At 72.4% G+C, this 22,166-nt stretch carries 21 protein-coding genes; 10 read left to right on the forward strand and 11 right to left on the reverse strand.

Annotated elements, in window-relative coordinates:
* Window positions 1-873, forward strand: an 873-nt coding sequence (locus tag ACFWPT_RS27060) for a sortase (protein ID WP_380484859.1), incomplete at its 5' end; no start/stop codon positions are given.
* A gap of 38 nt (window positions 874-911) precedes the next feature.
* Window positions 912-1,802: a phosphate ABC transporter ATP-binding protein gene (locus tag ACFWPT_RS27065; protein ID WP_079135714.1), complete on the forward strand. Its 891-nt coding sequence runs from the start codon at window positions 912-914 to the stop codon at window positions 1,800-1,802.
* A 63-nt stretch (window positions 1,803-1,865) separates the two neighbouring features.
* Here ACFWPT_RS27065 and ACFWPT_RS27070 read toward each other — a convergent pair whose 3' ends face one another.
* On the reverse strand, window positions 1,866-2,711 hold the full coding sequence (locus ACFWPT_RS27070; RefSeq protein ID WP_380484861.1) for an HAD family hydrolase: 846 nt from the start codon (window positions 2,709-2,711) through the stop codon (window positions 1,866-1,868).
* A 188-nt stretch (window positions 2,712-2,899) separates the two neighbouring features.
* Between ACFWPT_RS27070 and ACFWPT_RS27075 the strand changes: the two genes are divergently transcribed.
* From ACFWPT_RS27075 to ACFWPT_RS27085, 3 genes are all read left to right on the forward strand, one after another.
* The gene (locus ACFWPT_RS27075) at window positions 2,900-3,124 is read left to right on the forward strand and encodes a hypothetical protein (protein ID WP_380484863.1); all 225 of its coding nucleotides are present in this window, start codon (window positions 2,900-2,902) and stop codon (window positions 3,122-3,124) included.
* A gap of 302 nt (window positions 3,125-3,426) precedes the next feature.
* Window positions 3,427-4,896, forward strand: coding sequence for a phenylacetate--CoA ligase family protein (locus ACFWPT_RS27080; RefSeq protein ID WP_380379599.1), 1,470 nt, complete (start codon window positions 3,427-3,429; stop codon window positions 4,894-4,896).
* Window positions 4,893-5,918: a hypothetical protein gene (locus ACFWPT_RS27085; RefSeq protein ID WP_380379600.1), complete on the forward strand. Its 1,026-nt coding sequence runs from the start codon at window positions 4,893-4,895 to the stop codon at window positions 5,916-5,918. Before ACFWPT_RS27080 ends, ACFWPT_RS27085 begins: the two co-directional genes overlap by 4 nt.
* A 50-nt stretch (window positions 5,919-5,968) precedes the next feature.
* Here the strand turns inward: ACFWPT_RS27085 and ACFWPT_RS27090 are convergent, their stop codons facing one another.
* The gene (locus ACFWPT_RS27090; RefSeq protein ID WP_380484866.1) at window positions 5,969-7,219 is read right to left on the reverse strand and encodes a hypothetical protein; all 1,251 of its coding nucleotides are present in this window, start codon (window positions 7,217-7,219) and stop codon (window positions 5,969-5,971) included.
* Between the two features lie 223 nt (window positions 7,220-7,442).
* Between ACFWPT_RS27090 and ACFWPT_RS27095 the strand changes: the two genes are divergently transcribed.
* The gene (locus tag ACFWPT_RS27095) at window positions 7,443-8,330 is read left to right on the forward strand and encodes an LLM class flavin-dependent oxidoreductase (protein ID WP_380484868.1); all 888 of its coding nucleotides are present in this window, start codon (window positions 7,443-7,445) and stop codon (window positions 8,328-8,330) included.
* Window positions 8,331-8,431: 101 nt separating this feature from the next.
* Here ACFWPT_RS27095 and ACFWPT_RS27100 read toward each other — a convergent pair whose 3' ends face one another.
* From ACFWPT_RS27100 to ACFWPT_RS27115, 4 genes are read right to left on the reverse strand one after another with little or no spacing between them, the layout of a single operon-like run.
* Window positions 8,432-8,953, reverse strand: a complete 522-nt coding sequence (locus ACFWPT_RS27100) for a hypothetical protein (protein WP_380335344.1) — start codon at window positions 8,951-8,953, stop codon at window positions 8,432-8,434.
* Entirely contained in the window at window positions 8,950-9,495 is a 546-nt protein-coding gene (locus ACFWPT_RS27105) for a hypothetical protein (protein ID WP_380335346.1), read from the reverse strand. Before ACFWPT_RS27105 ends, ACFWPT_RS27100 begins: the two co-directional genes overlap by 4 nt.
* A complete protein-coding gene (locus tag ACFWPT_RS27110) occupies window positions 9,492-11,783 on the reverse strand; it encodes a hypothetical protein (protein WP_380335349.1) in 2,292 nt (763 codons plus the stop codon). Before ACFWPT_RS27110 ends, ACFWPT_RS27105 begins: the two co-directional genes overlap by 4 nt.
* 24 nt (window positions 11,784-11,807) lie before the next feature.
* A complete protein-coding gene (locus ACFWPT_RS27115) occupies window positions 11,808-12,236 on the reverse strand; it encodes a hypothetical protein (RefSeq protein ID WP_380335352.1) in 429 nt (142 codons plus the stop codon).
* 213 nt (window positions 12,237-12,449) lie between these two features.
* Here ACFWPT_RS27115 and ACFWPT_RS27120 point away from each other — a divergent pair, with 213 nt between their 5' ends.
* The 4 genes from ACFWPT_RS27120 to ACFWPT_RS27135 are packed head-to-tail and all read left to right on the forward strand — an operon-like array spanning window position 12,450 to window position 16,020.
* On the forward strand, window positions 12,450-13,412 hold the full coding sequence (locus tag ACFWPT_RS27120; RefSeq protein WP_063348380.1) for an ABC transporter ATP-binding protein: 963 nt from the start codon (window positions 12,450-12,452) through the stop codon (window positions 13,410-13,412).
* Window positions 13,396-14,298: an ABC transporter permease gene (locus ACFWPT_RS27125; protein WP_063348379.1), complete on the forward strand. Its 903-nt coding sequence runs from the start codon at window positions 13,396-13,398 to the stop codon at window positions 14,296-14,298. The genes ACFWPT_RS27120 and ACFWPT_RS27125 overlap by 17 nt, the downstream gene beginning before the upstream one ends.
* A 26-nt stretch (window positions 14,299-14,324) precedes the next feature.
* Window positions 14,325-15,242, forward strand: coding sequence for an ABC transporter ATP-binding protein (locus ACFWPT_RS27130; RefSeq protein ID WP_063348378.1), 918 nt, complete (start codon window positions 14,325-14,327; stop codon window positions 15,240-15,242).
* A gap of 58 nt (window positions 15,243-15,300) precedes the next feature.
* Window positions 15,301-16,020: an ABC transporter permease gene (locus ACFWPT_RS27135; RefSeq protein ID WP_063348377.1), complete on the forward strand. Its 720-nt coding sequence runs from the start codon at window positions 15,301-15,303 to the stop codon at window positions 16,018-16,020.
* Window positions 16,021-16,143: 123 nt separating this feature from the next.
* On the opposite strand, the gene ACFWPT_RS27140 is transcribed toward ACFWPT_RS27135, so the two are convergent.
* From ACFWPT_RS27140 to pheA, 5 genes are all read right to left on the reverse strand, one after another.
* Complete coding sequence (locus ACFWPT_RS27140) at window positions 16,144-17,487, reverse strand: CynX/NimT family MFS transporter (protein ID WP_380484873.1); 1,344 nt, start codon at window positions 17,485-17,487, stop codon at window positions 16,144-16,146.
* A 66-nt stretch (window positions 17,488-17,553) separates the two neighbouring features.
* Window positions 17,554-18,285: a FadR/GntR family transcriptional regulator gene (locus ACFWPT_RS27145; RefSeq protein WP_063351236.1), complete on the reverse strand. Its 732-nt coding sequence runs from the start codon at window positions 18,283-18,285 to the stop codon at window positions 17,554-17,556.
* 139 nt (window positions 18,286-18,424) lie between these two features.
* Complete coding sequence (locus ACFWPT_RS27150) at window positions 18,425-19,285, reverse strand: HAD family hydrolase (RefSeq protein WP_363368054.1); 861 nt, start codon at window positions 19,283-19,285, stop codon at window positions 18,425-18,427.
* Window positions 19,286-19,332: 47 nt separating this feature from the next.
* Window positions 19,333-20,607, reverse strand: coding sequence for a serine--tRNA ligase (gene serS / locus ACFWPT_RS27155; RefSeq protein WP_079135713.1), 1,275 nt, complete (start codon window positions 20,605-20,607; stop codon window positions 19,333-19,335).
* Between the two features lie 548 nt (window positions 20,608-21,155).
* Complete coding sequence (pheA, locus tag ACFWPT_RS27160; RefSeq protein ID WP_063348373.1) at window positions 21,156-22,091, reverse strand: prephenate dehydratase; 936 nt, start codon at window positions 22,089-22,091, stop codon at window positions 21,156-21,158.
* Window positions 22,092-22,166 lie beyond the last annotated feature (75 nt).

A 22,166-nucleotide genomic window follows, 5' to 3' on the forward strand; every position in this document is an offset into this window, starting at 1 on the left:
CGCCCGGCCACGCCCGCGGGCCCGCCCGCCGCGACCCCCGCGGCCGGGCCCGCCGCCGCCCCTTCGCGGCGCCGCCTCCTCCAGGGCGCCCGGGTGGCCAGCCTGCTGGCCGCGCTGGTGCTGGGCTTCGTCGGCTACCTGTTCACGCTCTCGCACGTCCAGGAACGGCACTTCCAGTCCACCGCGTACAAGACCTTCCGGGACCAGCTCGCCCGGGCCGTCGCCCCCACCGGGGCCGCCGCCGACGGCGCCCCGGTGGCCCTGCTGGACATCCCGGCGATCGGCCTGCACCAGGCCGTCGTGGTCGAGGGCACCACCGGCCGGGACCTCATGCGCGGGCCCGGCCACCGCCGGGACACCGCCCTGCCCGGCCAGGGCGGCGTCGCGGTGCTGTTCGGCCGCGGCGCCACCTTCGGCGCGCCCTTCGCCGAGCTGTCCGGGCTCCGGGTCGGCGACAAGATCGAGGCCACCACCGGGCAGGGCAAGTTCACCTACACCGTCAACGTGTACGGCGACGGCGACCACCCGATCACCGACCCGGCCCGCAACCGGCTCGTCCTGGTCACCGGGGACTCGGACTGGATCCCCGGCTCGACCGTGATGGTCGGCGCCCGGCTGGACGGCGACCCCCAGCAGAACCCCGGCGGCCGGCCCCGGACCGTCCCGTACGACAAGGCGCTGGCCGCCGACAAGGGCGCGCTGGCCACGCTGCAACTGTGGTCGCTCGGACTGCTGGGCGTGGTGCTCGGCGCGCTCCTGCTGGCCCGGTACTGGCGGGCCTCGGCGGCCTACCTGAGCCTCGCGCCGGTGCTCGGCGCACTGCTCTGGGCGGTCTACGAGAACGCCGCCGCCCTGCTGCCCAACCTCTACTGAAGCGCGCCCGGAAGGCCGTACCGATGACGGATGCACCGATGACCGACACCCCGACCACCGGCCTGGGGACGGTCGACGCCCCGGCGACCGACCCGGCCGCCGACACCCTCACCCTCCCGCCGCTGCCGCCGGCCCCGCACCCCGGCGGCGAGCCGCTGGCCGGGCTGGAGACCAGGGAGGTCTCCGCCTGGTTCGGCGCCCGCAAGGTGCTGGAGCGGGTCTCGCTGGCGATGCCGGCCGGCGAGGTCACCGCGCTGATCGGCCCGTCCGGCTGCGGCAAGTCCACCTACCTGCGGATCCTCAACCGGATGCACGAGATGGTGCGCGGCGCCGCGCTCTCCGGCGAGGTGCTGCTGGAGGGCGACGACGTCTACCGTCCCGGTCGGCGCCCCGCCGAGGTGCGGCGCCGGATCGGCATGGTGTTCCAGCGGCCCAACCCGTTCCCGGCGATGTCCATCCAGGACAACGTCGCCAGCGGCCTGAAGCTGGCCGGGATCAAGGTCTCCAAGGAGGAGCGCCGGGACCTGGTGGAGACCAGCCTGCGCCGCGCCGGGCTCTGGGACGAGGTCTCCAGCCGGCTGCACACCCCGGGCGGCTCGCTCTCCGGCGGGCAGCAGCAACGCCTGTGCATCGCACGGTCGTTGGCGGTCTCGCCGGACATCCTGCTGATGGACGAGCCGTGCTCCGCGCTCGACCCGACCTCCACCCGACGGGTCGAGGAGACCATCGCCGAACTGCGCGGGCGGCTCACCATCGTGATCGTCACCCACAACATGCAGCAGGCCCAACGCGTCTCGCAGACCTGCGCCTTCTTCCTGGCCACCCACGACACCCCGGGCCGGATCGTGGAGGCCGGGCCGACCGCGCAGGTCTTCGGCAACCCGCGCGACCAGCGGACCTCCGACTACGTGAACGGCCGCTTCGGGTAGGCCCTGCCCGGCCGGACAGGGCCCAGGCGATACGTCCTAGGGGAGCCAGGGGAGCCAGGGGAGCTAGGGGAACCGCAGCAGCTCCTCCAGCACCGCCGCGACGCCGTCCTGCTCGTTGCTCACGGTGTGCAGCGGCACCGCCGCCAGCACCTGCGGGTGCGCGTTGGCGACGGCGTACGCGGTGCCGGCCCAGTCCAGCATCTCCAGGTCGTTCGGCATGTCGCCGAAGGCCACCACCTCGCTCCGGTCGATCCCGTGCCCGGCGCACCAACGGGCCAGCGTGCTGGCCTTGGTGACGCCGGGCGCGCTGATCTCCAGCAGCGGGATCGGCGCCGAGCGGGTGATCTCGGCCAGCTGCCCGGCCGCCTCCCGGGCCTGGGTGAGGAACGTGTCCGGGTCGAGGTCGGGGTGCTTGGCCAGCAGCTTGAACAGGCCCCGGACCGGCCCGCCGGCGCTCAGCAGCTTCTCCGCCGGGCCGACCGCGTGCTCCAGGTCGTCACCCCACATCGGCACCGCGTACTCGGGCTCGCGGGCCCACCCGTCCGGGTACTCGAAGGCGAACGCGGTGCCGGGCAGCTCGGCGCGCAGCACCTCGACCACCGCCAGGGTGGTCTCCACCGGCAGCGGGAACGACTCCAGCAGCTCACCGCGCCGCACGTCCACCACCGCGCCGCCGTTCGAGCAGATCGCCACCCCGTGGCCGCCGATGTGCGCGCTCACCTGCTGCATCCAGCGCGGCGGCCGCCCGGTGACGAACACCACCTGCACCCCGGCCGCCTCCGCGGCCGCCAGGGCCGCGGCGGTGCGTTCGCTGACGGTGCCGCCGGCGCACAGCAGGGTGCCGTCCAGGTCGGTGGCGATGAGGCGGGGGGCGGTACGGGCTTCGGTCACCGGTCCATCTTCGCCCATCGGTGCCGCACCGGTCACCGGCGAGGACGGACCTCGTCGCGGACCCGCAGGACGGCGCCGCCGACCCGCCGGACCTGTGGCTTTCGGCCCCCGAGGCGCCGTTTCCGGCCTATTCGCCCGGCGGCCGGGGTGTCCCCGGGGCGCGACGGGCAGGAGTGTGCACGGCCACCCCGTCGGCAGGAAGAGCCATGCCCACTCGCCAGCTCCGAGACGAGCCTCCCCCGACCATCCCGCCCGCCGCCTCCCCGGACGCCTCCTCGGGCGCTTCCTCGGGCGCTTCCCCGGACGTTTCCTCGGACGCCTCCCGCGAGCCGGTCCTGCTCGGCGACGTCCTCTTCCACACCCTCGCCGAGATCGCCCGCCGCGCCCCCGAGCCCCGCCTCCCGGCCCAGCGCACCCGCCCGCACCCGTAGGCCCTGCCCGGCCGAGCTGCGTCACCGCCCTTTCGGAACGCGGAATTTGATGCCGTCTCACCTCTGGTCGCGCATTGTTCGATTCCCTAAACTGCACTCCCCACCCGCCGGCACCGGAGCACGCCATCGGGGCGTGCTCGGCCGCGCCGGCCAGCCCCACCAGGAGGTCTTGACATGGTCAAGCACTACTTCAAGTACGCCCTGAGCACCCTGACCGCCGCCATGTTCGCGCACATGGCCTGACCGAGTCGTCCCGGCCTGGGCCGGGGTGAGCATCCCCGGCCCAGGTTCCAGGAGGTCTCGTGTTCGGCACTGCGGTGAGTCAACTCCGGTACGGCGCATCGATCCTGCTCAACCGCAGGATCCGGCCCCAGGACCTCGGACGGATCGCCGACGACATGGTCCGCACGCTCGCCGAGTTCGGCGAGCCGGGCGCGGACTCGGCACTGCTGCCGGGGCAGGCCGGGCAGGTCGACCCGGAGGTGCGGCGCACGGTCACCCGGCGGAGCCTGCGGGCCACCGCGCGCGCCGCCGTCCGCCACACGGCCTACTACCGGCGGACCTTCGACGACCTCGGGATCGACCCCGACACGCTCGACACGGAGACCTGGTCGCGGGTGCCCGTCACCCCGAAGGCGGCCCTGCGCGGCCTGCCCGCCGCGTTCGTCTCCGCCGCCGCCGCGCCCGCCCTGATGGCGCTGACCACCGGCACCAGCGGCACCCCGACCGCGGTCTGGTACTCCCGGGCCGAGTTGGAGACGACGATCGCCCTCAGCACCATCTCGGCGGCCCTGACCCTCGGGCTGCGCCCCCGGCACACCGTGGCGTACGCGGGCTGCTCCAGGGCCACCCTGCCGCTGGTCGTCGCCGAGGAGTCCACCACCCGGGTCGGCGCCTCGTTCGTCCAGTTCGGGACGATCGACCCCGCGCTCGCCCTGGACCGCCTCGCCGCACCGCTCGGCCTGCCCGGCAAGGCCCCGCAGATCACCCACCTCACCGCCTCCGCGTCGTACCTCTCCGCGCTCGTGCAGGAGGCCGAACAGGGCGGGTGGCGGTCCGCGGACTTCGGGCTGGAGAGCATCGGGGTGGGCGGCGAGGTGCTGTCGGCCCCCCTGCGGGAGCGGGCCGAAGCGGCGTTCGGCGCACCGGTGTCCACGTCCTACCTGATGACGGAGACGCTCCCCTCGGGCGGCACGCCGTGCTCCCAGGGGCATCTGCACCACACCACCGAGTTCGGGCACCTGGAGGTGCTCGACCCGCAGACCTGGGAGCCGACCGCGCCGGGGGAGGTCGGCATGCTGGTGCACACCCCCTTCGTGCCCTACCGGGAGTGCACCCTGCTGCTGCGGTACGCCACCGGCGACCTGGTCCGGCTGCCCGTCGGCGAGGCCGGGTGCGAGTGGGCGCACCTGCCGGCCACGTCCGCCGTCCTGGGCCGCTGGTCGGGGCCGCTCAGCGCCTCCGTGCCGACCAGGGACGTCCTCGACCTGGTCGAGGGGGAGCCGGACGTGCCGCTGCCGGCCAGGTACACGCTGACCGAGGAGCCGGACGGCGGTGCGCTGCTGCACCTCCTGGTCCGTGCGCTGCCCGCGGCGACACTGCACCGCAGGCTCGAACAGGGGGCATCGGCGGCGGGGCTGCCGCTGGCCGGCATCGTGCTCCACGACGACCGGTCGAAACTGCCGCCGTCCAGCCCGGTCCGCGCGGACCTGCGGGAACACACCTTCGAGTCGGCCCGTCCGGTCGGCGTCCGGGCCGGGAGCGGCGCATGAACGCGATCCCCCTCGTCGCCCTGAGCTGCTGCGTGGCCCTGCTGATGGCTGCGGCCGGGGGGTACCTGGTCCGCGTGCGGATGCCCAGGCCTCCGGTGGGCGTCTACACCTCCGGCGACATCGCCGTCCTGTGCGTCGGCGTCGTGCTCGCCCCGCTGCTCTACCTCAAGCTGCCGGGCGTGGTCGTCTCGGCGCTGTTCGGCCTGGTGCTCTGCCTGGCGGTGCAGTTCACCCTGGCACCGGTCTGCTCCGGCCGCTGGGCCTGGGGCCTCGCACTCGTGGCCGCCGGCGCCACGGCGGCGTGCAGCGGCCACCCCGTCGCGGTGCGCGCCTGCACCGACGTGATGCTCGCCGTCGCGGTGGTGGGCGTGGCCAACCTGTGGACGCAGAGCGGAATGCGATCGGCGCACGCGGCCGGCCTGGCCGCCGTCCTGTCCTGCTACGACCTGGTGGCGACCACCCTGACGCAGGTCACCGCGAACTTCGTCACCCAGGTCCAGGGACGGCCGTTCGCCCCGATGCTCGTCCTGACGGGCGGCAGCCCGCCGGTCGCCGTGGGCCTCGGCGACCTGCTGCTCCTCGTACTGTTCCCGCTGGTCGCCGCCAAGGCGTTCGGACGGACGGCCGCGTTGCTGGCGGCAGCCGTCGGAGTGGTCGTGACCAGCGCGGTCAGCGCGCTGTTCGCCCTGGGCGTGCTGACGGCGGGCTTCCCCCTGCTGACCGTGCTCGGCCCCCTGATCGTGGTGCAGCACGTGCTGTGGTCGCGCCGACTGGGCGGCGAGCGGACGACGGCCCGCTGGCGCTCCGGCACCGAATCGCCGGCCCCACGCCCCGACCGCCTCCAGCCGGACCCCGCCCTGACGTCGGCCCTGTCCCTCACCCCGCCCACCGGACTGGCACCGGGCACCTGGATCGCGATCGCCGACGGCCAGATCCTCGGCACCGGCAACTCCCCCGGCCTCGCCCGCCGCGCCGCCCGCCAGCGCGGCACGGACACCCTCCCCATCGTCCGCCAGCTCTGACCGGCCGCCCTTCAGCGGACTTCTGACGACGGCGGCCACGGCGTTCGCGGCTACGGGCGATGGGATTGGCTCGGCACGCGCCGTGCGCTGGTGAACCTCTGCCGTCGCCCGCCGGCGGCCAGTTCGCCGAGGCGCTCGCCGATGACGGAGACGCCGGGGCGGGGCTCCTGCGCGTAGTACCAGGGCTTGCGGCGGCGCAGCAAGGCCTCTCCGTGCTCGCTCCAGGTGAACCCGGGCTTCCGCAGCAGCCTCCGGAACACCGAGTCGGCGGTCTCCGGGTGGGCGGCGGCCAGCCGGCGGATCGGCAGTGGCGTGATCGACTCCTCGCGCAGGTACGTGCGCAGCAGGTCCTGGTGCGGTTTACGGCCCGTGCGGGAAGGGGCGGCGAAGAGGTCCCGCAACAGCCCGTAGCCCGCGTAGAAGTTGAGTCCGTCGACCTCGTCGTAGATGACTCCGACGGTGTCCGCATCCGCAAGGTCCCGTGGCAGCTCGAAAGCCGGAAAGTCGAGGGCCGGGCGCCGCCCGCCCCGGGCGCGGTCGGGATGCTCGGCGGCGGTGTCCTCCCGCCGGTGCCGGTAGTAGGCGTTGAGCCGTTCCTCGGCTTCGGCGGGCGGAAGGACCAGTTCGTCGCTGCCGAAGAACTCGACGAACGCGGCCCGGTCCTTCCGCATCGACTCCCACCCCTGCTCGATCTTCTCGGGGTTGCGGAAGACCAGTTCGGGGTGGCTGGTGGCCAGTTGGAGTGCGGCCCGGGCGATCTCGGTGGCGCTGGACTTGGGGTAGTACGACATCGCCCCGGAGACCAGCCACGTCCCGTCGGCCGAGAAGACCGGCACCAGGCAGGTGTGGAGGAACCCTCCCCTCGTCACTCCGCGGAAAGCAGCCCGTCCGGCGTTCGAGTAGGTGCGGTACTCCAGGTCGTCGACCAGGTTCAGCAGGACGAGGGCATCCCCGTCCTTGCGGCAGATCTCGAAGATCCCCTCGACCGGGTCCCGCCAGCCGAGCAGCATCTCCCGGTCGATCTCGCCCAAGTCCCGCCGCCCACCGACGAACCGGTCCACCACCGTCGAACCGTCCGGCAGGCGGAAGCGCAGGATGAAGTGGTCGGTGATCCGGACCGCCTCACCCTCGTCCAGCAGCCGCTCCGGCCCGGCGGCCTCCAGCAGCAGGGGAGTCAACCACCGGTCGAAGCGCGCACCCTGCGCGAAGGCGACCAGCTCCCCCTTCAACTCGGCACAGCGCTCGATGAGGTCGGCGAGCGCGCGCTCGCCGTGATCCGCGCCCCGAACGGCGATCGCCATGTCCTGCTCTCCCCACAAGCCGGTTCCGAAGTGATCCGAAGTGATGTGCGAGTTGCTCGGCTCTCGCCGTAGGCACCGACGGTGGACCTCATCGATCATGGTCCAAAGCTCGGCCCCGCCCTGCCCGATGCACCCACGGCGCCACGGTAGCGGCCGTGAAGGCGCTCTAGCCGAGGGTCGCTCGAAACCTCACCTGCCGGAGTGAACACGTAGGGTCGACGGCATGCGCTTGAGTACCGTGATCCTCCCCATCCACCGGTGGAGCGAGGGGCAGAAGATCTGGCAGCGGGCCGAGGAGCTCGGCTTCCATGCCGCCTACACCTACGACCACCTGTCCTGGCGGAGCTTCCGGGACGAGCCGTGGTTCGGCTCGGTTCCCACGCTGACGGCTGCGGCGACCGCCACCGAGCGGATCCGGCTGGGGACGCTGGTGACGTCGCCGAACTTCCGGCACCCGGTGACGCTGGCGAAGGAGCTGATCACGCTGGACGACGTGTCCGGCGGGCGGGTGACGCTGGGCATCGGGGCCGGCGGGACGGGCTTCGACGCGACGGCGCTGGGGCAGGAGGCGTGGTCGCCGAAGGAGCGGGCGGACCGGTTCGGCGAGTTCCTGCCGCTGCTGGACGAGTTGCTGCGTACGGACGCCACGACGCGCGAGGGGGCGCACTACTCGGCGGTCGAGGCGCGGAACATCCCCGGCTGCGTGCAGACGCCGCGACTGCCGTTCTACGTCGCCGCGACCGGGCCGCGCGGGCTGAAGCTGGCGGCCGAGTACGGGCAGGGCTGGGTGACGTACGGGGACCCGAAGGGTCCGGCGGACGTGCCCGTCGAGCGGGCGCCCGAGGTGGTCGGGAAGCAGATCGAGAAGCTGACCGCGGCCTGCGCCGCGACCGGGCGGGACGTGCGCGAGCTGGAGAAGATGCTGCTCCAGGGCTCGACGGCGGAGCGGCCGCTTCAGTCGCTGGACGCCTTCGTGGACTGGGCGGGGAAGTACCAGGAGCTGGGCATCACCGAGTTGGTGATCCACTGGCCGGTGCCGGACTCGATCTTCGAGAACGACCTCGCCGTCTTCGAGCAGATCGCCACCGAGGGCCTCGCCCAACTGGGCTGATCACGGATTCTGCTGCCGGCCCCGCCGAGCGCTCCACGTGGTTCGCGCCGCCGATCCACGTGGAGCAACCGGTCCGCCGACGGCCGACAGGCCACGGGAGGTCAGCTCGTGGTGAGGGACTCGGCGCCGTTGGCGCAGCCGAAGGTCTCGGCGGTCCGCCTGGCGAAGCCGGTCACCAACTCGCCCATCCGCGCCGGGCTGGGGCTGTCGGTGGCGTGGAGGGTCTTGTCGGTGAGTCTGAGGGAGGCCCGGTAGGGCGTGGTCGTGCCGTTCAGGGTGCAGGTGAAGGCCGCCGCTCCGGCGTTGTCGCCGGAGGCGGCTGCGGAGCCCTTCGTCACCGCGGCGAGCAGGACGCGCCCGCGCTCCCCGGTGAGCGTGCAGTCCAGGGCAGCCGGGGAGTTCGGTTGCGCCGACCGGTAGCGCGTGCTCACGAAGACCCGGGGGGCGCTGCCGAGCAGCTCGGCGACGTCGGGGTCGGCGAGGGCGCCCTTGCACTCGCCGTGCGACAGCTCGACGGCCGGCGGCCGGTACTCGGTGCGGTCGAGGTACAGGTGCCAACCGAGCAGGCCGCTGCCGAGCAGCAGGGCCGTCCCGCCCGCGATCAGTGGTCCGGAGTGTTTCACTGGCAGACGTCCTTTTTGCTTCTCTTCAATCCGTCCCGGGCGATCTGTTCCAGGTCCGCCTGTCGGCCGGTGGTGCCGGGCCGCGCCGCTTCGCCGGCGCTGACGACCAACTGGGCGTGGCCGACGGGCCCGCCCTGGCAGTAGTCGGATGCGGTGGCGCCGTCGGGCCAGGAGGCCGCCGCACCGCCCGCGTCGAATCTGTGTGCGTCCGGGTGCTCGGCGGCCTCGGGGGAGAGGGTGACCGTGCCCATCTGCAGGACGCTGGAGACGGTGAGCGCGGTGCGCCCGTCCACGCGGATGGAACAGGACACCGGGTCGCCGGTGCGGCCCTCCTTCTCCTCTTCCACGTCCTGCCCACCGGGCGGCAGCAGCCGTCCGAGCGGGGTGTCGTCAGCGGTGCGCAGTCCGCAGAGGTACGCCGCCCGGCCGGGCGGGTCCACGGGGCGGTGGCCCCGCCAGTCCAGGTAGCCGACGGTTCCGGTGGCCGCCACCGCTACCGCGATGGTGGCGGGGAGCACCCATCGGCCTCCGATCGCCCTCATGCGTTGCCCTTCGCGATGGTTGCCATCTCGGTGGAGAGGCCGTCGATGAAGCCGTCCTTCGCCCGGTCGTGGGCGCTGTTGGCCAGCCGTTCGATGTCGTCGTAGCGCAGGTTGGCGTTGATGGATGCGTCCTTGACCGCCTGGTAGGCCGCGTTCGTCGCCCCCTTCTTGGCCTCGTCGACGTAGTAGCGGGCCTCCTGTTGGCCGTCTGCGGTGGTGTCGCGCGAGTTGGCCGTGATCACGTTCTCGGCGATCGAGTCGATCAGTGCACCCGAGATCTCCCCGCCGAGCGGCACCTTGTCCGTCACCATGCCGATGGTGCTGTTGAAGGCGTCCTTGGCGTAGCCCACGTTCTTCTCCAACGCGTCGTTGAACTCCTTGTCGGAGACGGCGTGTTGCGTGTGAACCTCGTCGATGCGGGCCTCGCCGAGGAGGCCGTTGACCACCCCGCCGGCCCGGGCGACGTGGTCGATGTCCGCCTGGAGCCGGGCGAAGTCGGTCTGCCCGCTGTCCATGTGGCCGCGGACGAGGGCGGTGGTGTATGCCTGACTGGCGTTGGTCACCGCGCCGTACGACTCCGGATCGCGCCCGAGCGCGTCCAGCAGGCCGTGCACCGCAGGTCCGTTGAGGCCAGCCGGGGAGCCGTTGACCGGTAGGTCGTTCGCGTCGGACAGGGCCCGTTGGACGTCCCCGATGTACTCGGCGCTCATGTGCCCGAGGCTGGTCCGCATCGGGGCGAGTTTGCCGTCGCCCTTGATGTCGTCGAGTGCCCCGTGGCCGCCGTGGGTGCCGAAGGTGTCCACGACCTTCTGCATCAGCCCGGCCTGCTCGGGGGTGTGCTTGGTCGGCGGGACGGCGGCCGGTTCGTCGTACGGGTGGCCGGTGGTGGCGGCTTCCAGGGCGTGGCCGAGGGCGGCGGGGCCGCCTTGCTTGGTCGTGTTCGCGACGTCCGCGTCCCTGGGGGAGTTGGTGTCCGGGATCCAGTCCTTGTCGTGGACGTAGTAGTCGAAGTAGTCGGCCGGTTTGGGTTTGCCGCCGGGGTTGACGGTGCCGTCCTGGTTGTACGCGGTCGGAGGGTTGGTGAAGAACGTGTTGGCCGCGTCCGGGCTGTGACCGAGGGCCTCCAGGATGGCGGTGGTCGGCCGGAACCCGGCGCCGGCCTCCGGGCCGCCGAGCAGGTTGAAGCCGTGCACCCGGTTGGCGACGTTGGGCGGTGGGGCCGGCCAGTACCCTTCCTGGGTGTCGAGCTGGGTGATGTGCTCGGCGACGGGGTTGAGGAAGTGCGGGTCGTAGTTCCCGGTCATGAGGATGCCGGAGAGCACCTGGTAGCCGTACGGCTGGTAGTCCAGGCCGGACGCCCGGTGCGGCTTGTCCCACACTTTCTGGGCGCCGGCCTTGCGCAGGGCGGCGGCCCATTCGTCGGACAGGTGCGGCTCGTTGGTGGTGCGGGTGGCGGTGGCGAGGTTGAGTCCGAGGTTTCGCTGCAGGTCCTGGTACGCCTTCCAGCGTGGGTCCTTGGGGTCGCGGTAGTGCGCCGGGTCGCCGACCATGCTGTTCCAGGACTTGATCAGCCCGTCGGGGCCGAGGTCCTGGTAGAACTTCGTGGCGAACTTCGGGTCACCGGAGTGCGCGGCCAGCAGCGAGTTGAGCTCGGTGAGTTCGGGGTCGCTGATGTCGCCGCCCTTGGCGGCGAGTTGGGCGGCGCGTTTGCCGTCCGCCTCGGGGCCGCCGCCGATGGCCGCGCCGTTGAAGGACTTCTGCTGGTCGGTGCTGGTGTCGGAGCGCAGGGCGTAGGCGATCCGCTCGTCGGCGGCGGTGGCCTCCTGGACGGCCGCGTCGATGGCTTTGCGGGCGGTCTCCGCCTTGGCTCCGCACTCTTTCTGGTATTCGTGGTAGCCGCCGGGATCGTGCCGGGTGGCCGTGTCCGGTGACGGCCAGCTGACGGTGCCGTCGGAGCCGACGGTGAGTCCGGCGGCCGCGGCGTCGGCGACGGCCTTGTCCAGTTTGGCCTTGGCGGCCTGGAATTCGCTCGCGGCGTCCTTGAACAGGGAGGCGAGCGCATTGGCCTCGGTGACGGCGGCGGTGAGCTGCTGGTTGGTGCGCTGCAGTGCGGGTCTGGCCTGGTCGGCCGAGGGACCGCTCCAGCCGGCGGAGTCGACCTTGGCGCTCACCGTGCTGTTCCAGTCGTCGTCCATCGCCTTGAGTTTCTGGGCGACGGTGGTCCAGGCGGTCGCGGCGTTCTCCAGGACGTCGAACCTGGCGTTGTCGAGCTCGTGGAAGTCGACCATGGGCGTCGTCCTCTCAGGTACCAATCAGGTGCCGAGGTCGTGTTGGACGGACGACTCGTTCTGCCGGTAGTTGGCGGAGCTGCCGCGCAGCGCCTGGGTGGTCTGGCCGATGGTGTTGCCGAGGGCGGCGAGCTGCTGGTCCCAGGTGGTGAAGACGGCCTGGGCGGCCTTGCCGGTGCTCCAGTTCGCCAGTGAGGTGGCGATCTTGGCGGTGGCGTAGTCGGCGCCGCGGCCGTCGGTGTTGAGCCGGGCGTGGATCTGGTCGGAGTTGGTGCCGGCGGTGGCGAGCGCGTCGGGGTCGACGGTGAAGCCGCCGCCTCCGCCGGGTGCCTGCGCCGAGTTGACCTGGGTGCGGGCGGTCTCCTGGGCCCGGGCCTGGGCGGTCAGGTTGCCGTCCGCGTCGTAGGCCCATGGGTTCATCATCCGGTCGAACGCCGTGGCGCGATCCGACATCTTGCTCGTCCCCCCTTCGAGCCGGCGCAGTGCTCCGGCACCCGCGTTGGTCAAGAGTCCGACAAGAGTACAAGCGGGGTCCGGAGTTGCCGACCCTGAGGGGGGATCCTCCGCCCCTTAGGGGAGATCGTCGGCGGCGTCATACCGCAGCAGCAGACGGGCTCGTCATTCCAGCTCATAGCCCTTGGCGCGCAAGCCCGTTACGTTGAGCAGGTGTCCACTGCTGTCATCAAGACGGATGGCCTCACCAAGAGGTTCCCCCGGGTCACCGCCCTCGACCAGCTCACCGTCGAGGTGCGGCCCGGGGTGGTCGGGCTGGTCGGGGCCAACGGTGCGGGCAAGTCCACCCTCATCAAGATCCTGCTCGGCCTCGCCCCGGCGACGTCCGGCCGCGGCGAGGTCCTCGGCCTGGACGTCGCCACCCGGGGCCCGGAGATCCGTGAACGGGTCGGCTACATGCCCGAGCACGACTGCCTGCCACCGGACGTGTCGGCGACCGAGTTCGTGGTGCACATGGCGCGGATGGCGGGGCTGCCGGCCACCGCCGCCCGTGAGCGCACCGCGGACACCCTGCGGCACGTCGGCCTGTACGAGGAGCGGTACCGGCCGATGGGCGGGTACTCGACCGGCATGAAGCAGCGGGTCAAGCTCGCGCAGGCGCTGGTGCACGACCCGAAGCTGGTGCTGCTGGACGAGCCGACCAACGGTCTCGACCCGGCTGGCCGGGACGAGATGCTGGGCCTGATCCGCCGGGTGCACACCGACTTCGGGATTTCGGTGCTGGTCACCACCCACCTGCTCGGCGAGTTGGAGCGCACCTGCGACCACCTGGTCGTGATCGACGGCGGCAAGCTGCTGCGCTCCTCCTCCACCGCCTCCTTCACCGAGGCGACGGCCGTCCTGGCGGTCGAGGTGACGGACCATCCGCAGGACGCCGTCCCGGAGCCGGGCGACGCCGTCCGGGCACGGCTGGCCGCCGCCGGGCTGTCCGTCCAGCCGGAGGGCTCGCACCTGCTGCTGGTCCGGCTGGCCGGCGACGACACCTACGACACCATCCGCGACACGGTCGCCGGCCTGGGCCTCGGTCTGGTCCGGTTGGAGCAGCGCCGCCACCGGGTCGCCGAAATCTTCACCGACGAGAACAGGGGAGGGACGGACGATGTCGCTGCCTCCTGACACCAGGTCCGCCGACACCGGCGTCATCCACGACATCGGCTACCGCGGCTACACCGGGCCCCGGCTCGGCCGGGCCTACGCGACCCGCTCGCTGTTCACCCAGAGCCTGCGCGCCGCGTACGGGCTCGGGCGCTCCGGCAAGTCCAAGGTGCTGCCGATGCTGGTGCTCGGCGTGGTCACGCTGCCGGCCGTGGTCATGGTGGCGATCGCGCTCGCCACCAGCGCGAAGGAGCTGCCGCTGGACTACCCGCGGTACCTGTCCTCGTTCGTGCTGGTCGTGTCGATCTTCCTGGCCTCGCAGGCGCCGGTGCTGTTCTCCCGGGATCTCCGGTACCACACCGTCCCGCTGTACTTCTCCCGCCCGATCACCCGCGCCGACTACGTCCGGGCCAAGTTCGCCGCCATGGTCAGCGCCCAGTTCCTGCTGATGGCGGCGCCGTTGCTGGTCCTCTACATCGGGGCGCTGCTGGGCGGGCTGGACTTCGGGCACAACACCGGGCACTTCCTGTCCGGCCTGGTCGCCGCACTGCTGTACTCCCTGGTGCCGACCTCGGTGGCGCTGGTGGTCGCCGCCGCGACCCCGCGCCGCGGCTTCGGGGTGGCCGGGATCATGGGCTACCTGGCGATCAGCACGGCCGTGGTGGCGATCCTGACCCGGATCGGCACCGCCACCGAGCTCACCGTCCCGGACTCCGCCCAGTGGATCGCGCTGCTGTCGCCGAACGACCTGGTGGAGAGCCTGACCAACCAGCTCTTCGACGTCGGCGGGATGGGCGGCCGGATGCACGCGCCCGGCGGGCTCGGCGTGGTCGTCTTCACCGTCGCCGTTCTCGCGATGGTGTCCGGCTCGTACGGGCTGCTGCTGCGCCGCTACCGCAGCGTCTGATGAACCGAGGAGTTTGAGAGGGCGTCATGGCCACCATCACCATCGACAAGGTCTCCCGCTGGTTCGGGAACGTGGTCGCCGTCAACGACATCAGTATGACGATCGGCCCAGGCATCACCGGCCTGCTCGGTCCGAACGGCGCGGGCAAGTCGACCCTCATCCACATGATGAGCGGATTCCTCGCGCCCTCCAGCGGGGCGGTCACCCTGGACGGCGCGCCGATCTGGCGCAACCAGCAGGTGTACCGGCAGATCGGCCTGGTCCCGGAGCGGGAGTCGATGTACGACTACCTGACCGGCTGGGAGTTCGTGCTCGCCAACGCCGAACTGCACGGCCTCGCCGACCCGGGTGCCGCCGCCCGGCGTGCCCTGGACCTGGTGGAGATGGCCTACGCCAAGGACCGCCGCACCGGGACGTACTCCAAGGGCATGAAGCAGCGGGTCAAGATGGCCTCCGCGCTGGTCCACGACCCGGCCGTGCTGCTGCTCGACGAGCCGTTCAACGGCATGGACCCGCGCCAGCGGCTCCAGCTGATGGAGCTGCTGCGCCGGTTCGGCGCGGACGGCCGGACGGTGCTGTTCTCCTCCCACATCCTGGAGGAGGTCGAGCAACTGGCCCGGCACATCGAGGTCGTGGTGGCCGGCCGGCACGCCGCCTCGGGCGACTTCCGGAAGATCCGCCGGCTGATGACCGACCGGCCGCACCGCTACCTGGTCCGCTCCAGCGACGACCGCAGGCTGGCCGCCGCGCTGATCGCCGACGGCTCCACGACCGGTATCGAGGTGGACGCGCGGGAACGGGCGCTGCGGATCGAGGCGGTGAACTTCCAGGGCTTCACCACCCTGCTGCCCCGGGTCGCCCAGGAGGCGGACATCCGGCTGTACACCGTCTCGCCGGCGGACGAGTCGCTGGAGAGCGTCTTCTCCTACCTGGTCTCCGCGTGAGGCCCGGCGTCCGAGCCACCGAACTCCCGTACCGGACCCAGGAAAGGGCCGACCGACCATGAACCCGACCGTCGCCAGGCTGACCCTGCGCGGCCTGCTGGGCCGCCGCCGCGGCCTCCTGCTGCTGGTGGTCCCCGCCCTGCTGCTGGTCATCTCGGCCGTCGCGAGCGGCACCGCCAGCGGGAACGAGCACGACCTCACCGTCAAGATCCTCGGGCAGCTCGGCCTCGGCACCCTGGTGCCGATCCTCGGCCTGGTCGTCGGCACCGGCGTGATCGCCACCGAGATCGACGACGGCTCGATCGTCTACCTGCTGGCCAAGCCGCTGCCGCGGTGGAAGATCGTCACCACCAAACTGGTCGTCGCGATCGGCACCACCTGGGTGTTCGCGGCCCTCCCGACGCTGCTCTGCGGCCTGCTGCTGATCGGCACCAGGGACGGCATCGCGCTCGGCTACACCGTGGCCGTGCTGGTCGCCGGGGCGGCGTACAGTGCGCTGTTCCTGCTGCTCGGCGTGGTCACCCGGCACGCGGTGGTGGCCGGGCTGGGGTACGCGCTGGTCTGGGAGTCGCTGATCGGCAACTTCGTGTCGGGCGCCCGGACGCTGAGCGTCCAGCAGTGGGGCCGGTCGGTGGCCGAGGCGGTTGCCGGGGACGCCGCGATCGGCGCCGACGTCTCGCTCGGGGTGGCCGTCCCGCTGCTGCTGGCGGTCACCGTGGCGGCGACGGTGCTGGCCTCGGTGAAGCTGGCCGGACTGACCCTGGCCGCCGAGGAGTAGCCGGCCGGGGCCGGCCCGGGGTAACCGGGGTCGGCCCGGGGCAGCCGGGGTCGGCCCGGGGCAGCCGGGGTCGGCCCGAGCCGGCCTCAACGAGGCCAGCCCGGGTCGGTCCGAGCAGAGGTGCTAGCCGAGCGTCCGGTTGCGGCCCGCGCCCCAGCCGGCCGCGCCGACCACGGTGGCCAGCACCAGCATCAGCACCAGGGTGGCCGTCCAGCCGCCAGTGAGCTGGTGCAGCGCGCCGGCGCCGACCGGGCCCGCCGCCGCGACCAGGTAGCCGACCGCCTGCGACATCCCGCCCAGTTGGGCGGCGCCGGCCGCGCTGCCGGTGCGCAGCACGATGAAGGCCAGGCCCAGGCCCAGCGAACCGCCCTGGGCGACGCCCAGGATGGTCGCCGACACCCAGGCGCCGGACACCGGCGCGATCAGCAGCAGGGCGATGCCGAGGCCGTTCAGCCCGGCCATGGCCACCGCCAGCCCGCGCTGGCGGGTCATCCGGCCGGCCAGCAGCGGCACCAGGAAGGCGCCCGCGACCTGCACCAGGTTGGAGAAGGCGAAGACCAGACCGGCCTCGCCGCGGTCCATGCCGTGGTCGGCCAGGATGGTCGGCATCCAGGCGACCAGGGTGTACACCAGCAGTGACGAGATGCCCATGAAGAGGCTGATCTGCCAGGCCATCGGCGAGCGCCAGATGCCCTCGATCGGCTTCTCGGCCGCCCGACCGGCCGCCCGACCGGCCGCCCGACCGGCCGTACGACCGGCCGTATGACCGGCCGCCTGACCGGCCGCCTGACCGGCCGCAGGGCCGGCGGAGAGGCCCGTCGCTGCCGCGACCGCCGCCCGCTCCTGCCGGGAGCGCAGCACCTGCGGCAGCCAGGCCACCGCGGCGATCAGCGCGAGCAGCGACCAGGTGCCCAGCGAGGCCTGCCAGCCGCCGCCGAGGGCGTGCTCCAGCGGCACCGAGAGGCCGGCCGCCATGGTCGCGCCGACCAGCATGGTGGTCGAGTAGACGCCGGTCATCGCCGCCGCCCGGTCCGGGAACTCCCGCTTGACCAGGCCCGGCATCGACACGTTCAGCACCGCGATGGCCACGCCGATCACCACGCAGCCCGCGTACAGCGCCGCCACCGAGGGCAGCACCCGCAGCAGCACGCCCGCGCCCAGCACCAGGACGGCGCCCAGCACCACCCGCTCGGTGCCGAACCGCCGGGTCAGCCGGGGGGTGAGCGGGGCGCCGACGCCCTGGAACAGCACCGGCACGGTGGTGATCAGTCCGCTCGCGGTGGCGGAGAGTCCGAAGGTCCGCTGGATCTCGCCGACCATCGGCGACACCGCCGCCAGGCAGGCGCGCATGTTCAGCGCGACCAGCAGGATGCCGGTCAGCAGCAGCGCGGGGTGGGCCAGCCGGGTGCGGACGGGAAGCGGGAGGGACGTGGTGGCAACCGGCTGCTGGGCACGGGTGACGGCCATGGGTGTGCTGTTCTTTCGTGAATGTGCGCGAGGGCGCGGAGGGCGGAAGGCAGGCGGGTGCCTATGTCACTTCCGGGCCGCGATGGCCGCGAGGAGCTGCTCGACGGCCGCGGTCGGCTCGGCGAGCAGCGCACGACACGCGGCCTCGGCACGGTCGGGGTCGCCGCTTTCGATCGCGTCGACCAGCGCCGCGTGGGTGGCCACGGCCACCTCGGGCATGTCGTGGTCGCCGAAGGCCGAGGTCATCGACTCGCGCACGGAGGCGCCGAAGTAGCGGTAGACCTCGGTGAGCGCCGGGTTGTGCGCGGCCTCGACGATGGCGGTGTGGAACTCCAGGTCGTGCTCGACGGTGGCCTCGCGGTCGGTCCGCTCGGCGTGCGAGGCGATCACCTCGGCCTCGCGGGCCAGCGCGGCCCGCATCCGCTCGACGTCCTCGCGGGTGTGCCGCAGCGCGGCCAGTCGGGCGGCCTCGGTCTCCAGTGCGGCCCGAACCTCCAGGACGTCCCGGATGCCCGAGCGCTGGACGCCGCGCAGGACGGCGGCCGGGTCGCTGGTGGAGCGGACGAACGTCCCCTCGCCCTGGCGGGAGACCAGCATGCCGGCGTGCACCAGCACCCGGATCGCCTCCCGGACGGTGTTCCGGCCGACCTGGAGCCGCTCGGCGAGCTCGTGCTCGGTGGGGATCTGCGATCCCACCGGCCAGACGCCGCCGGCCAGTTGCTCGCGCAGCTGGTCGATCGCGGTGTCCACCAGGGAGCGCCGTCCGGCCGCCTGGAGGCTGTTGCCGTCGTTGGTCATGCCGGTGCTCCCTTCGTCGTTGGTCGCCGCGTCGCTGGTCAACGCCGGTCGTCGGTCATCCTACAACCGCTTGCCCGGTCATCCTACAACTGGAGGTGAACCCCCGCCGAACACCACGGCGTGATCCGAAAGAGAGCCCCTAGACGCCCGGGTAGAGCTGTTCCAGGACGACGGCGACGCCGTCCTCGTCGTTGCTCGCGGTGACCTCGTCGGCGACGGCGAGCAGTTCCTCGTGGGCGTTGGCCATCGCCACGCCGCGGGCCGCCCAGCCGAACATCGGCACGTCGTTGGGCATGTCGCCGAAGGCGATGGTGTCGGCCCCGCGGACGCCCAGGCGGCGGGCGGCGACGGCCAGCCCGGTGGCCTTGGACAGGCCCAGCGGCAGCAGTTCGACCACTCCGGCGCCGGCCATCACGACGCCGACCAGGTCCCCGGCGACGCGGCGGGCGGCCTCGGCGAGCGCGTCGTCGGTCAGGCCCGGGTGCTGGATGTAGAGCTTGCTGACCGGGGCGTCGAGCAGCTGGTCGCGGTCGACCCGGACGACCGGGAGGTCGGAGCCGATCAGCAGCTCGTAGCCGGGGCCGGCCAGCACCTGGCCGTCCAGGCCGTCCTGGTTGGCGGCGACGGCCAGCGGGCCGGTCTCGGCCTCGATCTTGGCGATGGCGAGCGCGGCGAGCCGGCGGTCCAGGGTGAGGGAGGTGAGCAGCCGGTGCGCGCCGGCGTCGTACACCTGGGCGCCCTGGCCGCAGACGGCTATCCCGGTGTAGCCGATCTCGTCGAAGACCGGGCGGGCCCAGGCGGCGGAGCGGCCGGTGACGACGATGTGCAGCGCGCCCGCGCCGGTGGCCGTGGCCAGGGCGGCGCGGGTGCGCTCGGAGACGGTTTCCGCGCTGGTCAGCAGGGTGCCGTCGAGGTCGGTGGCGACCAGCCGGTAGGGCAGGTCGCCACCGCTCGGGTGCTCACCGTTGGGGGAGACGGGGCTGGGGCTGGTGGTGCTCATGGGCCGTACGTCTCCCGGGAGTTGCGGGTGGTGCGGGTGGCGCGGTGCTACTTGACCGGTTCGAGGACGGTCCGCCCGCCGAGGAACGGCCGCAGCGCCTCGGGCACGGCCACCGAGCCGTCGGCCTGCTGGTGGTTCTCCAGGATCGCCACGATGGTGCGCGGGATGGCGACCAGGGTGCCGTTCAGGGTGGCCAGCGGGCGGGTCTTGCCCTCCTCGCGCATCCGGATGGAGAGCCGGCGGGCCTGGTACTCGGTGGTGTTGGAGGTCGAGGTGACCTCGCGGTACTTGCCCTGGGTCGGGATCCAGGCCTCGATGTCGAACTTGCGCGCGGCCGAGGCGCCGAGGTCGCCGGAGGCGACGTCGATCACCCGGTAGGGCAGCTCCAGCGCGTTGAGGAAGTCCTTCTCCCACTGGAGCAGGCGGCGGTGCTCGTTCTCGGCGTCCTCGGGAGTGGTGTAGACGAACATCTCCACCTTCTCGAACTGGTGGACGCGGATGATGCCGCGGGTGTCCTTGCCGTAGGTGCCGGCTTCGCGGCGGAAGCAGGACGAGTAGCCGGCGTAGCGCAGCGGCAGCTTCTCGGCGTCGAGGATCTCGTCCATGTGGTACGCGGCGAGCGGGACCTCGCTGGTGCCGACCAGGTACCGGTCGTCCTCGGCGAGGTGGTACACGTTCTCGGCGGCCTGGCCGAGGAAGCCGGTGCCGTCCATGGCGGCGGGCCGGACCAGGGTCGGGGTGATCATCGGGATGAAGCCGGCCGCGGTGGCCTGGGCGATGGCCATGTTGACCAGGGCGAGCTCCAGCAGCGCGCCGACACCGGTCAGGTAGTACGAGCGGGCGCCGGCGACCTTGGCGCCGCGCTCGGTGTCGATCGCCCCCAGGATCTGGCCGAGCTCGACGTGGTCGCGCGGCTCGAAGCCCTCGGCGGCGAAGTCGCGCGGGGTGCCGATCTCCTCCAGGGTGACGAAGTCCTCCTCGCCGCCGACCGGGGCGGCCGGGTCGATGAGGTTCGCCAGCGAGCGGAGCAGGCGCTCGGCCTCCTCCTTGGCCACGCCCTGCTCGGCGTCCGCGGCCTTGACCGCGGCGGCCAGCTCCTTGGTGCGCTGCAGCAGGGCGGCCTTCTCCTCGCCCTTGGCCTGGGCGACCTGCTTGCCGAGCGTCCGCTGCTCGCTGCGCAGTTCGTCGAAGCGACTGCCCGAGGACCGGCGCCGTTCGTCGGCGGAGAGGAGGGCGTCGACCAGGTCGACGTCCTCGCCACGGACGCGCTGCGAGGCGCGCACTCGGTCAGGGTCCTCACGAAGCAGGCGAAGGTCAATCACAGGCCCAAGCGTACCGGGCGCAGGCTCGTCCACCGGTACGGGTTTTCCCCTGGGGATAACCGCCCGGATCCTGTGGATAACTTCTGTGGGGAACGGGCGGGGCCGGGGTTATCCACAGGATCCGGGCGGTGCCTGTGGATTGAAGGGGAGGTCGACCCTCCGATCGCCGAAGCCAGGGAATTGAGGTTTCAAACCTCATTTGACCTTCTCGGGTGAGGGAATTGAAGCACTCAGACGGGTGATTTGCTGGCACACGGGTGACTCTGGTCCGATTAGTCATCTCTACGCCGCTAACCAATGATCCGACCGAAACCCGCAGTGGCTATACCGGTTTGTCGACTCATCCCCAGGCCTGTGGATAACTTTCGGCTGTGGATAGTCCCCGCCCCTGTGGATGGCGGGTTCCGGCGCTACGGGCCCCTGTGGACGACGGGTGCGGTCACCCGTCCCCGCCCGTCCGGCCGGGGGAAAACGATCGGAAAAGGGCGGAAAGACAAAGGGCGGCGATCAGATGTTGTCGTGGTGCCGTCGCAGTGCCGTCGCGCGGATCAGATGTCGCCGCGCCCGTCGAGGCACCGGGACAGCCAGTCGGCGGCGGCCGTGAAATCGTCGTCCGAGGTCCCCGGCCGCCGGTGCGTGGAGACCTGCCGGTCGGCGCGCGGATAGGAGCCGAGGAACCGCACCTGCGGGCAGATCCGCTTCAGCCCCATCACGGCCTCCGCCACCCGGCGATCGGACAGGTGCCCCTCGCAGTCGATCAGGAAGCAGTAGTTGCCGATGCCCTCGCCGGTCGGCCGCGACTCGATCCGCATCAGGTTGACCCCGCGCACCGCGAACTCCTGGAGCAGCTCCAGCAGCGCGCCCGGGTGGTCGTCCGGCAGCCAGACCACCATCGAGGTCTTGTCCGCGCCGGTCGGCGAGGAGACCCGGCCCGGGCGGCCGACCAGGACGAACCGGGTGGTCGCGGTCTGCGCGTCCGCGATGTCCTTGACCAGCGGGTCCAGCCCGTAGATCGGCGCCGCGAACTCGCCCGCGAACGCCCCGTCGTAGCGGCCCTCGGCGACCAGCCGGGCGCCGTCCGCGTTGGAGGCGGCCGACTCCCACTGCGCGTCCGGCAGGTTGGCCGCCAGCCAGCGGCGCACCTGCGCCTGGGCCACCGGGTGGCTGGTCACCGTCTTGACCCCCGCCAGGTCGGTGCCCGGCCGCACCAGCAGCGCGAAGGAGATCGGCAGCAGCACCTCACGGTAGATCATCAGCGGGGTGCCGGCGGCGAGTTCGTCATTGGTCGCGGTGACGGCGCCCTCGACCGAGTTCTCGATCGGGACGAACGCCCCTGAGGCGTCCCCGCCGCGCACCGCGTCCAGCACCAGCGGCACCGAGGCCAGTGGCACCAGCTCCCGGGTCGCGGCCTCGGGCAGGGTGCGCAGCGCCGCCTCGGTGAAGGTGCCGGCCGGGCCGAGGTAGGTGTAGCGGGTGGCCGACATGACGCCTCCGTGGGGAACAGGGTGGAACCGGGGCAGGGGTGTTGCCGAAGAAGTCACCATAACGACTCCGCGCGC

The organism is Kitasatospora sp. NPDC058478 (genome assembly GCF_042720345.1).
Lineage (GTDB): Bacteria > Actinomycetota > Actinomycetes > Streptomycetales > Streptomycetaceae > Kitasatospora.